Origin of the sequence: Pseudomonas sp. MBLB4123 (genome assembly GCF_051904775.1) — a bacterium.
GTDB classification, from domain to species: domain Bacteria; phylum Pseudomonadota; class Gammaproteobacteria; order Pseudomonadales; family Pseudomonadaceae; genus Aquipseudomonas; species Aquipseudomonas benzenivorans_B.
Genome location: NZ_CP196711.1, coordinates 4,399,566 through 4,413,029 on the forward strand (window position 1 = coordinate 4,399,566; position 13,464 = coordinate 4,413,029).

General features: G+C 66.5%; 12 protein-coding genes. 7 read left to right on the top strand and 5 right to left on the bottom strand.

Features of this window, described 5'->3' with window-relative positions; all coding sequences use genetic code 11:
• Positions 1 to 36: 36 nt before the first annotated feature.
• The 3 genes from ACSX1C_RS20425 to ACSX1C_RS20435 all read right to left on the bottom strand — a co-directional run bounded on the left by ACSX1C_RS20425 (position 37) and on the right by ACSX1C_RS20435 (position 3,075).
• Entirely contained in the window at positions 37 to 750 is a 714-nt protein-coding gene (locus ACSX1C_RS20425; protein ID WP_439887621.1) for a lipopolysaccharide kinase InaA family protein, read from the bottom strand.
• Positions 751 to 1,094: 344 nt separating this feature from the next.
• On the bottom strand, positions 1,095 to 2,639 hold the full coding sequence (locus tag ACSX1C_RS20430; RefSeq protein ID WP_439887622.1) for an AmpG family muropeptide MFS transporter: 1,545 nt from the start codon (positions 2,637 to 2,639) through the stop codon (positions 1,095 to 1,097).
• Positions 2,640 to 2,682: 43 nt separating this feature from the next.
• On the bottom strand, positions 2,683 to 3,075 hold the full coding sequence (locus ACSX1C_RS20435; protein ID WP_439887623.1) for an MGMT family protein: 393 nt from the start codon (positions 3,073 to 3,075) through the stop codon (positions 2,683 to 2,685).
• On the opposite strand from ACSX1C_RS20435, the gene ACSX1C_RS20440 reads away from it, so the two are divergent.
• Both ACSX1C_RS20440 and ACSX1C_RS20445 read left to right on the top strand, forming a co-directional pair.
• Positions 3,074 to 4,072, top strand: coding sequence for a DUF481 domain-containing protein (locus ACSX1C_RS20440; RefSeq protein ID WP_439887624.1), 999 nt, complete (start codon positions 3,074 to 3,076; stop codon positions 4,070 to 4,072). The two genes, ACSX1C_RS20435 and ACSX1C_RS20440, sit on opposite strands and share 2 nt — an antisense overlap.
• Positions 4,073 to 4,190: 118 nt before the next feature.
• A complete protein-coding gene (locus ACSX1C_RS20445; RefSeq protein ID WP_439887625.1) occupies positions 4,191 to 5,195 on the top strand; it encodes a DUF481 domain-containing protein in 1,005 nt (334 codons plus the stop codon).
• 64 nt (positions 5,196 to 5,259) lie between these two features.
• On the opposite strand, the gene ACSX1C_RS20450 is transcribed toward ACSX1C_RS20445, so the two are convergent.
• Positions 5,260 to 6,018, bottom strand: a complete 759-nt coding sequence (locus tag ACSX1C_RS20450) for an SDR family oxidoreductase (RefSeq protein WP_439887626.1) — start codon at positions 6,016 to 6,018, stop codon at positions 5,260 to 5,262.
• 104 nt (positions 6,019 to 6,122) lie between these two features.
• Between ACSX1C_RS20450 and ACSX1C_RS20455 the strand changes: the two genes are divergently transcribed.
• The 5 genes from ACSX1C_RS20455 to ACSX1C_RS20475 all read left to right on the top strand — a co-directional run bounded on the left by ACSX1C_RS20455 (position 6,123) and on the right by ACSX1C_RS20475 (position 10,313).
• Entirely contained in the window at positions 6,123 to 6,854 is a 732-nt protein-coding gene (locus tag ACSX1C_RS20455) for a HugZ family protein (protein ID WP_439887627.1), read from the top strand.
• Between the two features lie 63 nt (positions 6,855 to 6,917).
• Positions 6,918 to 7,382, top strand: a complete 465-nt coding sequence (locus ACSX1C_RS20460) for an FxsA family protein (RefSeq protein ID WP_439887628.1) — start codon at positions 6,918 to 6,920, stop codon at positions 7,380 to 7,382.
• 246 nt (positions 7,383 to 7,628) lie between these two features.
• Positions 7,629 to 7,922, top strand: a complete 294-nt coding sequence (locus ACSX1C_RS20465) for a co-chaperone GroES (protein WP_021445335.1) — start codon at positions 7,629 to 7,631, stop codon at positions 7,920 to 7,922.
• 47 nt (positions 7,923 to 7,969) lie between these two features.
• Positions 7,970 to 9,619, top strand: coding sequence for a chaperonin GroEL (gene groL / locus ACSX1C_RS20470; RefSeq protein WP_439887629.1), 1,650 nt, complete (start codon positions 7,970 to 7,972; stop codon positions 9,617 to 9,619).
• A gap of 469 nt (positions 9,620 to 10,088) precedes the next feature.
• Entirely contained in the window at positions 10,089 to 10,313 is a 225-nt protein-coding gene (locus tag ACSX1C_RS20475) for a hypothetical protein (RefSeq protein WP_439887630.1), read from the top strand.
• Between the two features lie 70 nt (positions 10,314 to 10,383).
• Here the strand turns inward: ACSX1C_RS20475 and ACSX1C_RS20480 are convergent, their stop codons facing one another.
• Positions 10,384 to 13,437: a multidrug efflux RND transporter permease subunit gene (locus tag ACSX1C_RS20480; protein WP_439887631.1), complete on the bottom strand. Its 3,054-nt coding sequence runs from the start codon at positions 13,435 to 13,437 to the stop codon at positions 10,384 to 10,386.
• Positions 13,438 to 13,464: the final 27 nt, after the last annotated feature.

The following is a 13,464-nucleotide window of genomic DNA, read 5'->3' on the forward strand; positions in this document are numbered from 1 at the left end:
GCGCCCGCATCCGGATGACCTCGGGGCGAGCCCGGCCTAGCTCGGCAAACCCTTGAGCTCGCGGCCAAAGGCCGCGCGGTAGGCGTCGAGCAGCAGTTGCCAGTCGCTATCGTTCCACGAGGAGTGGCGTCTGAGCTGCTGCATATCGTGCAGTGAGGCCTGGGAGGCGGTCAGGCGCCGGCGGCATTTCTCCAGGTCGAGCAGCGCGGCTTCCGCCAGGGCGTCCTCGCCCTCGCCGCTGACTCTCACGAAGATGTGCTTGATATACAGGCAGCCGTGCTGCCAGCGAGCCCGGTGCAACTGGGCCAGGTTGCCGGCCACCTGTTGCAGCAGACGGCTGTGCAGGCGTTCGCCGTGACGTTCGCGACCGCCCTCGGCGTACCAGTCCTCGATCGGTTTAAAACCCTCCAGCGCGGCGGTGACCAGGAGGGCGCGCCAACCTTCATGGCCCTGATCGGCGGCACAGTAGACGATCTCCGGCACGCGCACGCCGGCCCGACGGGCGCCGAGCAGGGCATCGTACTCGCGCAGCACGGTAGGGCGACCGAAGGGGTGACGCAGGCTACGGTAGAGGTGGCCGGTCTGGCGCTTGGCATAGAGCAGGCGGCCCTGGTCGTCGCGGATGCGTTGCACGCCGCTGGCGCCGCCACGGCGCTCGTTGGGGGGCTCTACCCAGTCGCCCTGGCGTTGCCACCAGCTGTCGAGGATGCCGTCCCTGGCGATCGTGGCTGAATCTGTGTCTGCGTTCATAAGCTGCCTTATATTGAGGAGTTCAGGCGAGTCGACCGCTAGGGCGGCCTCTATGCGACCTCTCGACGGGCGGCACGTGGCCGCGGTTCGGTAACGGCGGGGGTTACCATAGTGCCCAGCAGCCGCGCCGCAGGTGCCGTATCGGCCATGTGCCCGCGCGCCGCCCCATGCCGCCGGCTCGGCTTGCACCAGTCCCGCAAGCCTCAGCCCAGAGGGGCTGGGGGTAGATGAAGAGGTGCAGGGCCCGCCATCGGCTGGGGCCCTCGGGCGTCACGACCAGGGCTTGCCTGCAATGTCCGTTCCCGCCCCGCAGGGCCCGGCAGGACGTAGCACAGGGCTTCCCGTCATGCCTGCTCAGGGGGCGCGACCGGTGCCGAGCCGTTGGCCTGGGGGCCTTCGCGGCGCCATTGGAGGATGATCAGGATCAGCGTGGGAATGCCGAGCAGGGCGGTGGCGAGGAAGAACTGGGCGTAGCCGAGCTTCTCCACCATCACCCCGGAGTAGCCGCCGATCAGCCGTGGCAGCAGCAGCATGATGGAGCTGAGCAGGGCGTACTGGGTGGCGGAGAACTTCAGGTTGGTCAGGCTCGACAGGTAGGCGACGAAGGCCGCGGTGGCCAGGCCGCCGCTGAAATTGTCGGCGCTGATGGTCAGGACCAGCATCTGCAGGTGCGGGCCCATGCCGGCGAGCACGAGGAACAGCAGGTTGGTGGCGGCCGAGGCGACGCCGCCGATGAACAGGATCGGCAGGATGCCGAAACGCACGATCAGCAGGCCGCCGACGCCGGCGCCGAGCAGGGTCATGACCAGGCCGAACAGCTTGCTGACGCTGGCGATCTGGTCCTTGGTGAAGCCCTGGTCGATGTAGAAGACGTTGGCCATCACCCCCATGACGGTGTCGGACATGCGGTAGGTGGCGATCAGCCCGAGCAGCAGCAGGGCCTGCCAGCGGTAGCGGACGATGAAGTCGTTGACCGGGGTCAGCACCGGCGCCAGGCCGCGGCGGCCCATGGTCGACAGGCACAGGCCGGTGAGGATGGTGTAGAGCAGGGCGCGGAGGAAGGCGCGGTCCTCCAGCAGCAGGTCGAGCAGGCTGGCCTCGCCGCGCACCAGGCTGGCGAAGTCGGTGTGGTAGAGCTGGGTGAACATCGCCGGCACCGAGACCAGCAGGACGATCAGCACCAGCACCGAGACGATCTGGTGGCTGAAGCCGTAGCGCGCCGCGGCCAGCTGGGTCTTGAGCGGCACCGGCGGCTCGCGCATCCACAGGCTGGTCAGCAGGCCCGGCAGCATCAGCAGGGCGAACACCAGGTAGGTGCCGGCCCAGGCACCGTGTTGGTAGCTCAGCACGGTGGAGCCGAAGCCCTCGGCGAAATACAGCGCGCCGGCGGTGGCGAGCAGGGCGGCGATGCGATAGCCGGCCATGTAGCTGGCGGCCAGGGCGGCCTGGCGGCTGTTGTCGACGATCTCCAGGCGGTAGGCGTCGATGGCGATGTCCTGGGTGGCGGAGGCGAAGGCCACCAGCACCGCCAGGGCGATCAGCCAGGTCAGGCGGGTCTGCGGGTCGCACAGGGCCATGCCGGCCAGGCCGGCGGCGATCAGCACCTGGGACAGCACCAGCCAGGAACGGCGGCGGCCCATCCGGCCGAGCAGCGGCAGGCGCCACTGGTCGAGCATCGGCGCCCACACCCACTTGAAGGCGTAGGCCAGGCCGATCAGGCTGGCGAAGCCGATGGTCTCGCGGGCCACGCCAGCCTCGCGCAGCCAGACCGACAGCGTCGAGAACACCAGCATGTAGGGCAGGCCGGCGGCGAAGCCGAGCAGCAGGAGTACCAGGGTGGCGGGGCTGGAGTAGGCGGCGATGGCATCGCGCCAGCTTTTTCGAGGCATTGGGCGGTTTTCGGCCTGGGGATGATCTGACAAAGGCCGCACTCTAACCGCTGTGCTCCATCGGGCGCCAGCCGTGCCGTCGGATATCCACCCGTTCCTGGCGGATCGCTACTCCTTCGGCACGCAGGCGTGCCCGCTGCTCGGCGCCGGACGGGCTGCCCGCGGGCAGGCTCAGGCGCCCGCCGGCGGCGATCACCCGGTGCCAGGGCAGGCTGCTGCCTTCCGGCAGCTGGCCGAGGGTGCGCCCGACCCAGCGCGCCGCCCGGCCGAGGCCCGCCAGTTCGGCCAGTTGGCCGTAACTCACCACCTTGCCGCTGGGCACCTGGGCCAGCGCCAGGTAGAGCGCCTCGCGCCGCGCCTGCTGGCTTGCCGCCGAGGCGGGTGGGGCGGCATGCTTGCCGGCTTGCCCCTGTTCCCCCTGTGGTCGCTTGCTCATGCTGTTACGCATCCTGTCGTTCTCTATCCTGCTCACCCTGGCCTCGCCGTTGTGGGCCGACACCGTATGGTTGGCCAATGGTGACCGCCTGAGCGGCGAGATCGTGCTGCTCGACGGCGGCAAGCTGGCCCTGAAGACCCGCTATGCCGGGCAGGTGCTCATCGACTGGCAGGATATCGACACCCTGCGTTCGGACAAACCCCTGCTGCTGCGCCGTCAAGGGTTGGACAGCCAACACAGCCAACAGTTGGCCGCGGCCGGCAGCGGCATGGTGCGGGTGCTCGGGGCGAAGACCGAAACCGTGCCTTTGGCCAGCATCACCCGGCTGGTGCCGCCGCGTCCGCTGCTGCGGGATCGGGTGTGGGAGGGCAACCTCGATGCCAAGCTGGATCTGGATCGCAACGAGAATGCCAGCGACGAGTGGCAGGTCAAGGGCAGCAGCCGCGTCGAGCATGGGCGCTGGCGTCATGTGTTGGCCGGCGAACTGGAGCGGGAAACCAAGAATGGCAGCGTGGTCGACGATAACTGGCGGCTGGAGTACGACCTCGACCGTTTCTTCAGCCAGCACTGGTTCTGGCGTACCGGGGTCGAGCAGCAGGAAGACGGCTTCGAGTTCTTCAGCCGCCAGCGCATAGTCGGCAGTGGACCGGGCCACCGTTTCTGGGACGACGAACTGGGGCGCTTCGACCTGATCGGCCAGCTCAATCGGGTGCAGTTGTGGTCCCAGGGCGGCGATTTGGCGTTCAACTCCCTCTCCCTGGAGTGGGACTACAAGCGCCTGTTGTGGGGGACCCGTCTGGAACTCTTCAGCAACGCCGAGCTGCAGGTGCCGGAGATCGAGGCGGTCGACTACGTGTTCGACAGCGAGTTCGGCCTGCGCTATCGCCTGAACAGCTGGGCGCGCCTGTCGCTGCTGTACGAACTGGACCAGATCCGTGGCTTCGGCCAGAGCACGTCCGAGCGCCACTACCTGATCGGTCTGGGCGTCGGCTGGTAGCGGTGCGTCGGTCGCCGTCCCGGAACTCCCGTGGCTTCCGTCGGTCAGTTCTTGCTCTGTCGTCGGGCCTGCGGATAATGCCCGGCCTTTACCAAACCGAGCATTTCCGGTCCTTCCCATGTATTCCCGATCCCTGCTGTGCCTGGCCCTTACCCTGGCCGCTTCTCCGCTGCTGGCCGATACCGTCTGGTTGAAGAACGGCGATCGCCTGACCGGCAAGATCAAGTTCTTCGACGGCGGCAAGTTGTTGCTGCAAACCGACTACGGTGGCGCTATCACCCTGGACTGGAAGAAGGTCGCCACCCTGGAGAGCGATCAGGAACTGCTGATCAAGGAGGACGCGGTGAGCGGCGAGCGCGCCAAGAGTCTGCATGCCGCCGAGCCGGGCAGGGTCATCCTGGCCAACGGCGAGACGCCGCGCACCGTCGAATTGGCCAGCATCCAGCAGATCATGAAGCCCAAGCCACTGGTCGAGGATCTGACCTGGAAGGGCAATGTCGATGCGGCGCTGGACTACAAGCGCGGCGAGTCCGCCACCGATGACTATGACATCGACCTGAAGACCCAGGCTCGCCATGGCCTGTGGCGGCATGGCGCCGAAGCCGGCTACAACCGCCGGTACCAGGATGGCGTAGTGGCCAGCGACAACTGGAATGCCGAGTACGCCCTGGACCGTTTCCTCGACGAACACTGGTTCTGGCAGGGGCGCCTGGAATACAAGCATGACCAGATCGAGGAGTTGGAGCGCCAGCGCACTCTGGGTACCGGACCGGGTTACCAGTTCTGGGACAACGAGTTGGGCGCCTTCTCGGTCACCGGCCTGCTCAACCGCAGCGACTACCTGTTCGCCGACGGTCAGAAGGAGAACTTCTACGCCCTGAGCACCAAGTGGGACTACAACCGCTACCTGGTCGGCAAGAGCATCGAGCTGTTCAGCAGCGGCGAGGTCGGCAAGCCGCTGGCCAACGTCGCCGACTACACCCTGGATGCCGAGGTCGGCCTGCGCTACAAGGTCAACAGCTGGGCCTCGCTGAACATGAAGGCGGAGAAGGACCTGGTCAGCGGCGCCGACGGCGAGCTGGACGAGACCCATTACAGCCTGGGCTTCGGCGTCGGCTGGTGAAGGGCAGCGAGCCGGAAACCGAAAGCCCCGCCTAGGCGGGGCTTTTCATGCCGCGAGGAGAGGCTTACAGGCGCAGGCCGCCGTCCAGCTCCAGGATGCGCCCGGTGTAGTAGTCGTTCTCCAGGATATAGGCCACCGAGTGGGCGATCTCGGCGGGCTTGCCCATGCGCCGCAGCGGAATGCCGGCGGTCATCTTGTCCAGGGCCTCGGGCTTCATGCCCAGGGTCATCTCGGTCTCGATGAAGCCCGGCGCCACGCCGGCGACGCGAATGCCGTAGCGCGCCAGTTCCTTGGCCCAGACCACGGTGTCGGCGGCGACGCCGGCCTTGGCGGCGGAGTAGTTGGCCTGGCCCATGTTGCCGGCCCGGGAGATCGAGGAGATGTTGACGATGGCGCCCTGGTTCTGCAGCTCGATCATCTTCGCCGCCACTTCGCGGGTGCAGAGGAACACGCCGGTCAGGTTGACGTCGATCACCGCCTGCCACTGGGCCAGGCTCATCTTGCTGATCTCGCCGTCCTTGACCTTGAGGGTCAGGCCGTCGCGCAGGATGCCGGCGTTGTTCACCAGGCCGTTGATCGCGCCGAAGTCGGCGGCGACCTGGGCGACCATGTGGGTCACCTGCTCCTCGTCGGCGACGTTGCAGATATAGCTGCGGGCCTCGCCGCCGGCGGCCTTGCAGGCAGCCACGGCCTCGTCGAGCTTGTCCTGGTTCAGGTCGACCAGGGCCAGTTTGGCGCCCTTGGCCGCCAGGTACTCGCCCATGGCCCGGCCCAGGCCCTGGCAGCCGCCGGTGATGATGATGACTTTGTCTCTGAGTTGCATCGCTGTATCCCCTAAAGGTGCTGCTTTTGCCCCGCTGGCGCACGCGAACCGCTATTCTAGGGCGCCTGTCCGTTTGTGACGGATTCTTTGCGAGGAGTCATGAGGTGAGCGTGAAAGCCGGCAAGCATGCCCGAGAATTGCTGCTCAAGGAATACCGGGGGGTGCTGTCCACCCATTCGAAAGCCATGCCGGGCTTTCCGTTCGGATCGGTGGTGCCCTACTGCCTGGATGCCCAGGGCTGGCCGCTGATCCTGATCAGCCGCATCGCCCAGCACACCCATAACCTCGGGCAGGACGCCAAGTGCTCGCTGTTGGTCGGCGAGCGCGGCGCCGAAGATGTGCAGGCGGTCGGCCGTCTCACTCTGCTCGCCGAAGCGCGACAATTGTGTGACGAGGCGGCCATCGAGGCGGCGGCGACGCGCTATTACCGTTTCTTTCCCGAGTCGCAGAACTATCACCGCGCCCACGACTTCGATTTCTGGCGCCTGGAACCGGTGCGTTGGCGCTATATCGGCGGCTTCGGTGCCATCCACTGGCTGGAGCAGGTGGCCCTGGCCAACCCCTTCACCGGGGACGTCGAGGTCGACATGCTCGAGCACATGAACCGCGATCACGCCGCGGCCATTGCCCATTACGTCGAGCTGGCCGGTCTGCCACGCCACGCCCCGGCCGAGTTGGTCGGCATCGATGGCGAGGGGTTCCACCTGCGTATCGGCCAGGCCCTGCACTGGCTGCCCTTCCCGGTGCCCTGCGACAGCCCGGGGGCGGTGCGCCAGGCGCTGGTGCAGCTGGCCCGTGCCGCGGTCTGGCCGACCGACGGTGTCGCTGCGCCTTGAATTGCCGGCAAGGCCCCCTATCTCAGTAGTACTGGAAGCAGTTCTTCCGTTTAAGGACCCTCGATGCGCGTTTTCCTGTTGTTGTTCCTGCTGTTCCCGATCCTCGAACTGGCCGTGCTGATCAAGGTGGGGGGCGCCATCGGCGTGTTGCCGACCCTGTTGCTGGTGATCGCCACGGCCATTCTCGGCAGCGTGCTGTTGCGCGTGGCCGGCGTCGCCACCGCCTGGCGCGCCCGCGAGAAGCTGGCCCGCGGCGAGCTGCCCGAGCAGGAAATGCTCGAAGGCCTGCTGATCGCCGTGGGCGGGGGGCTGTTGCTGCTGCCGGGCTTCATCAGCGACATCTTCGGCCTGTTCTGCCTGATTCCCTTCACCCGTCGCCTGCTGGTCGCCAAGCTGCGCCAGCGCGCCGCCGAGCAGGCCATGCGTCAGCGCGCCTTCGCCGACGACCTGGCCGCACGTTCCGGACCCGCTCGGCCGGGTGCCAAGCAGCCGGACGTGCTGGAGGGCGAGTACGAGCGCCGCGACTAGTCGCCCGCCTTCTGCCCCTGGGCCCGGCGCTATCCGCGAGGGCGCAGGCGGCAAAAAATTTCTGCGCTGCCCTTGAATTCCCCTGGTACGCCCTTATGTAGCGGTCACCGCAAGGTTTTCTGTCGGCTTCGGCAGAACAGACTTTCGCGTTGTGCCAGGCACAGCGCAACCGGCACCGCCGGACTTTGCTAACCCGCCGGTGAAGACACCGGCCGATGAAAACAACCTAGTTGGGAGAGATCGACAATGAAGCTTCGTCCTCTGCATGACCGCGTCGTGATCCGTCGCAGCGAAGAAGAAACCAAGACTGCGGGCGGCATCGTGCTGCCGGGTTCCGCTGCCGAGAAGCCGAACCAGGGCGAGATCGTCGCCGTCGGCACCGGTCGCGTGCTGGACAACGGCGAAGTCCGTCCGCTGGCCGTCAAGGTCGGCGACAAGGTGGTATTCGGCCCGTACAGCGGCAGCAACACCGTCAAGGTCGACGGCGAAGACCTGCTGGTGATGGGCGAGAACGAAATCCTCGCCGTCATCGAAGCCTGAGTCCCGCGAATCTCCGTCTAACCGTCAAGAATTGAGGATCAATCACCATGGCAGCTAAAGAAGTCAAATTCGGCGACTCCGCCCGCAAGAAGATGCTCTCCGGCGTCAACGTCCTGGCCGACGCGGTCAAGGCCACCCTCGGCCCGAAAGGCCGCAACGTGGTGCTGGAGAAGAGCTTCGGCGCTCCAACCATCACCAAGGACGGCGTGTCCGTGGCCAAGGAAATCGAGCTGAAGGATCGCTTCGAGAACATGGGCGCCCAGCTGGTCAAGGACGTCGCCTCCAAGGCCAACGACGAGGCCGGTGACGGCACCACCACCGCTACCGTTCTGGCTCAGGCCATCGTCAACGAAGGCCTCAAGGCCGTCGCTGCCGGCATGAACCCGATGGATCTGAAGCGCGGTATCGACAAGGCCACCATCGCCATCGTCAAGGAGCTCAAGGAGCTGTCCAAGCCGTGCGCCGACACCAAGGCCATCGCCCAGGTCGGCACCATCTCCGCCAACTCCGACAGCTCCATCGGCGACATCATCGCCCAGGCCATGGAGAAGGTCGGCAAGGAAGGCGTGATCACCGTCGAGGAGGGTTCGGGCCTGGAGAACGAACTGTCGGTCGTCGAAGGCATGCAGTTCGACCGCGGCTACCTGTCGCCGTACTTCATCAACAAGCCGGACACCATGGTCGCCGAGCTGGAGACCCCGCTGATCCTGCTGGTCGACAAGAAGATCTCCAACATCCGCGAAATGCTGCCGGTGCTGGAAGCCGTCGCCAAGGCCGGTCGTCCGCTGCTGATCGTCGCAGAAGATGTCGAAGGCGAAGCGCTGGCCACCCTGGTGGTCAACAACATGCGCGGCATCGTCAAGGTCGCCGCCGTCAAGGCGCCGGGCTTCGGCGATCGTCGCAAGGCCATGCTGCAGGACATCGCCATCCTCACCGGCGGTACCGTCATCTCCGAAGAAGTCGGCCTGAGCCTGGAAGGCGCCACCCTGGAGCACCTGGGTAACGCCAAGCGCGTGGTCCTGAGCAAGGAAAACACCACCATCATCGACGGTGCCGGTCAGCAGGTGGACATCGAAGCCCGCGTGGCGCAGATCCGCAAGCAGGTCGAAGACACCACTTCCGACTACGACAAGGAGAAGCTGCAAGAGCGTCTGGCCAAGCTGGCTGGCGGTGTTGCGGTGATCAAGGTCGGCGCCGGTACCGAAGTCGAGATGAAAGAGAAGAAGGCCCGCGTCGAAGACGCCCTGCACGCGACCCGTGCAGCCGTCGAAGAAGGCGTGGTGCCTGGCGGTGGCGTGGCCCTGGTGCGCGCACTGCAGGCCATCAGCGAGCTGAAGGGCGAGAACGACGACCAGAACGTCGGTATCGCGCTGCTGCGCCGCGCCGTCGAAGCGCCGCTGCGCCAGATCGTCGCCAACGCCGGCGACGAGCCGAGCGTGGTGGTCGACAAGGTCAAGCAGGGCGAAGGCAACTACGGCTACAACGCCGCGACCGGCCAGTACGGCGACATGATCGAGATGGGTATCCTCGATCCGGCCAAGGTCACCCGTTCGGCCCTGCAGGCCGCCGCTTCCATCGGCAGCCTGATGATCACCACCGAGGCGATGATCGCCGAAGTGGTCGACGACAAGGCCGCTCCGGCCATGCCGGACATGGGCGGCATGGGCGGCATGGGCGGTATGGGCGGCATGATGTAAGCCACCCGGCACCCTGAGCTGTAACGAAAACCCCGCGCTTGTCGCGGGGTTTTCTTTTTTCGGCGCAGGCATCTTTTCGCCATCCGACGGGCGCCGGGCAAGGCGGTACGTAAATTGCGCGTTTTCTCCTCGCGCCACCGGATTGGGGGCGTCGCATGACCGAGGTGCACCGCACAGGCCTCGGCTCCTTCGTGTTTACTCAGATGGAAGTGCTCTGGTCCGGGTGTCTGCGCGGGGCGGGTGGTGGTCCGCGCCTGGCCCCGTGCCGGCAGCAGGCTCCGGTGCGCGCGGCCTGAAAGCGGGGGCGTGGGCACTAAGGTGACTCCAGGGTGTTACTCGGCTTCAGCTCGCCGCAGACCGTGGCCCAGTCATGAGCGGGTGACCGTTTGTCGTGGCGGCCGACGAAGCGGCGAGGGCTGGGCTAGGGTTAGCGAACAGCGTTTGGCAGCGCTATCAAGAGGTTGCAGTGATGAAACTAGAAATAGCTCGAAGTCTGTTCCTCGCCGCCTCGCTCGGCGTGGCCTCCCTGGCGGTGGCGGCTTGGCAGGAACCGGGCCCCGAGGTGATCACCCGCAATGGCCTGGGCTACTGCCCGCTGCCGCCCCAGCCGCGGCCGACAGCCGAGGTCAGCCCGGATCGGGACCTGCTGCTGTTTATCTTCGGCCTGAGCCAGGGCATGGGCTTGCGGGGCTGAGGCCTGGTCCGGCGGGACCGGAGCGTCCACTAAAAAGCCCCGCATCGGCGGGGCTTTTTAGTGGCGTGGCTCAGCGTGCGACGACAGGCTCGGCGCTCGGTACCGGGTCGGGACGGGCCAGCAGGCTGTACACGCAAGGCAGCACGAACAGGGTGAACAGGGTGCCCACCGACATGCCGGTGGCGATCACCAGGCCGATGTCGAAGCGGCTCACCGCCCCGGCGCCGCTGGCGAGGATCAGCGGCACCATGCCGAAGACCATGGCCGCGGTGGTCATCAGCACCGGGCGCAGGCGGATCGCCGCGGCCTGCTCCACCGCGGCGCGGCGCGACAGGCCCTGCTCGCGGCGCAGCTGGTTGGCGAACTCGACGATCAGGATGCCGTGCTTGGTGATCAGGCCGATCAGGGTCACCAGGCCTACCTGGGTGTAGATGTTCATGCTGGAGAAGCCGAGGAACAGCGGCACCAGGGCGCCGCAGATCGACAGCGGCACGGTCACCAGGATCACCAGCGGGTCGCGGAAGCTCTCGAACTGCGCGGCCAGCACCAGGAAGATCAGCGCCAGGGCCAGGCCGAAGGTGACGTACAGCGCGCTGCCTTCCTGCACGTACTGGCGCGCGGCGCCGGCGTAGTCGGCGGCGAAGCCGGCCGGGGCCTCCTCGAGCATGATCTGCCGCACCGTGTCGATGGCCTCGCCCATGCTGACGATCGGCACGCCCTGGATGATCGCCGAGTTGAGTTGCTGGAACTGGTTGAGCTGGGTCGGCCGGGCGCGGTCGCTGACCTTGACCAGGGTCGACAGCGGCAGCATCTCCCCGCTCTCGCTCTTGACGTAGTAGCTGCCGAGCCAGCCCGGGTTGTCGCGGTAGGCGCGCTCGACCTGGGCGATCACCTTGTAGCTGCGGCCGTCGATGGTGAAGCGGTTGATCTCGCCCTCGCCGAGCAGGCTGGCCAGGGTCAGCCCCAGGTCCTGCATGGACACGCCCATCTGCGCGGCCTTCTGCCGGTCGATCTCCACCACCACTTCCGGCTTGTCGAAGGCCAGGTCGATGTCGAGGAAGGCGAACTTGCCGGACTGTTCGGCGCGTTGCTTGACCCGCTCGGCCACCTGCAGCAGCGACTCGTAGTCGTTCGGGGTGTTGATCACGAACTGGAACGGCAGGCCCTCGCCGGTACCCGGCAGGGACGGCAGGTTGAAGCCGAAGATCTGCAGCCCGGGAATCTGCGCCAGGCGCCCCTGCACCTCGGGCAGCAGCTCCATCTGGGTGCGCTCGCGCTCGTCCCAGGGGGTCAGGAGGAAGCCGCCGATGCCCGACTGCACGCCGTTGAAGCCGTTGATCTGGAAGGACGAGTAGTACTCGGGGAACTCCTTGAAGATGGTCACGAACTGGTCGGTGTAGCGGTTCATGTACTCCAGGTTGGTCGGTTGCGGCGCGTTGGCCATGATGAACACGATGCCCTGGTCCTCCTCTGGCGCCAGCTCGCTCTCGGTGAACTTGAGCAGCGCCGGGATCAGGCACAGCACGATGAGGGCAAACACCAGCACCACCGGACGGGTCTCCAGGGTGCCGTGCAGGGCGCGCTGATAACGCTGCTTGAGGCGCTCGAACAGCACATCCAGGCGGTGCGCCAGGCCGCTGGGGTTCTCCTCGTGGCGCAACAGCTTGGCGCACATCATCGGCGACAGGGTCAGGGCGACGATGCCGGAGATGATCACCGCGCCGGCCAGGGTCAGGGCGAATTCCTTGAACAGCGCCCCGGTCAGGCCCTCGAGGAAGCCGATCGGCGCATAGACCGCGGCCAGGGTGATGGTCATCGACACCACCGGCACGGCGATCTCGCGGGCACCCTCCAGGGCCGCGTCGAAGGGCGTCTTGCCCTCTTCGATATGGCGGTGGATGTTCTCCACCACGACGATGGCGTCGTCCACCACCAGGCCGATGGCCAGGACCATGGCCAGCAGGGTCAGCAGGTTGATCGAGTAGCCCATCAGCTGCATGAAGAACAGCACGCCGATCATCGACAGGGGGATGGTGATCACCGGGATCAGCACCGAGCGGAACGCGCCGAGGAACAGGAACACCACCACGATGACGATCAGCACCGCCTCGCCCAGGGTCTTCACCACCTCGTCGATCGAGGCCTGGATGAAGCGGGTGGCGTCGTAGGCGATGGCCACCTTGAGGCTCGGCGGCAGCTGGGCCTCCAGCTCGGGCATGATGCCGCGCACCTCCTTGATCACGTCCAGCGGATTGGCGCTGGGCGTGCCCTTGATGGCGATGTAGACGGAGGGGATGCCGTCGAAGGAGCTGAGCGAGTCGTAGTTCTCCGCGCCCATCTCCACCCGCGCCACATCGCGGATCAGCACCCGGCTGTCGCCGGCGGTCTTCAGCGGGATGGCGGCGAAGGCCTCGGGGGTCTTCAGGTCGGTCTCGGCGTTGAGGCTGGTGACCACGTACTGGCCCTTCACTTCGCCGGCAGCGGCGAGGAAGTTGTACTGGCGCACCGCGTCGTTGACGTCGGCGGCGGTGACGCCATAGGCGGCCATCTTCACCGGATCGAGCCACAGACGCATGGCGAAGACCTGGTTGCCGAGAATCTCCGCCTCGGCCATGCCCGGCAGGGTGGCCAGCTTGGGCTGGATGACCCGCGACAGGTAGTCGGTGATCTGCGGGTTGGACAGTTCGTCGCTGTAGAAGCTGATGTACATCAGCGCCGTGGAGTCGGCCGCCTCCTTGCTCAGCACCGGGTCCTCGGCGTCCTGGGGCAGCTGGTTCTTCACCTCGTTGGCCTTGGCCAGCAGCTCGGTGAACAGGCGGTCGCTGTCGGCGCCGATGCGCGCGTAGATCGACACGACCGACAGGTTCTGCCGGCTGACCGAGGTCATGTAGTCGATGCCGTCGGCGCTGGCCAGGCTCTGCTGCAACGGCTGGGTGATATAGCCCTGGATGGTCTCGGCGTTGGCCCCGGGGTAGGCGGTGGTCACCGTGATCAGGGCGTTTTCCAGCTGCGGGTACTGGCGGATGGTCAGCTTGTTGAACGCCTGCAGGCCGAGCAGGATGATCAACAGGCTGACCACGGTCGCCAGCACCGGGCGACGGATAAAGGGATCGGTAAAAGCCATGATTCAGTTCCTTTGCGCCGGCGTCGG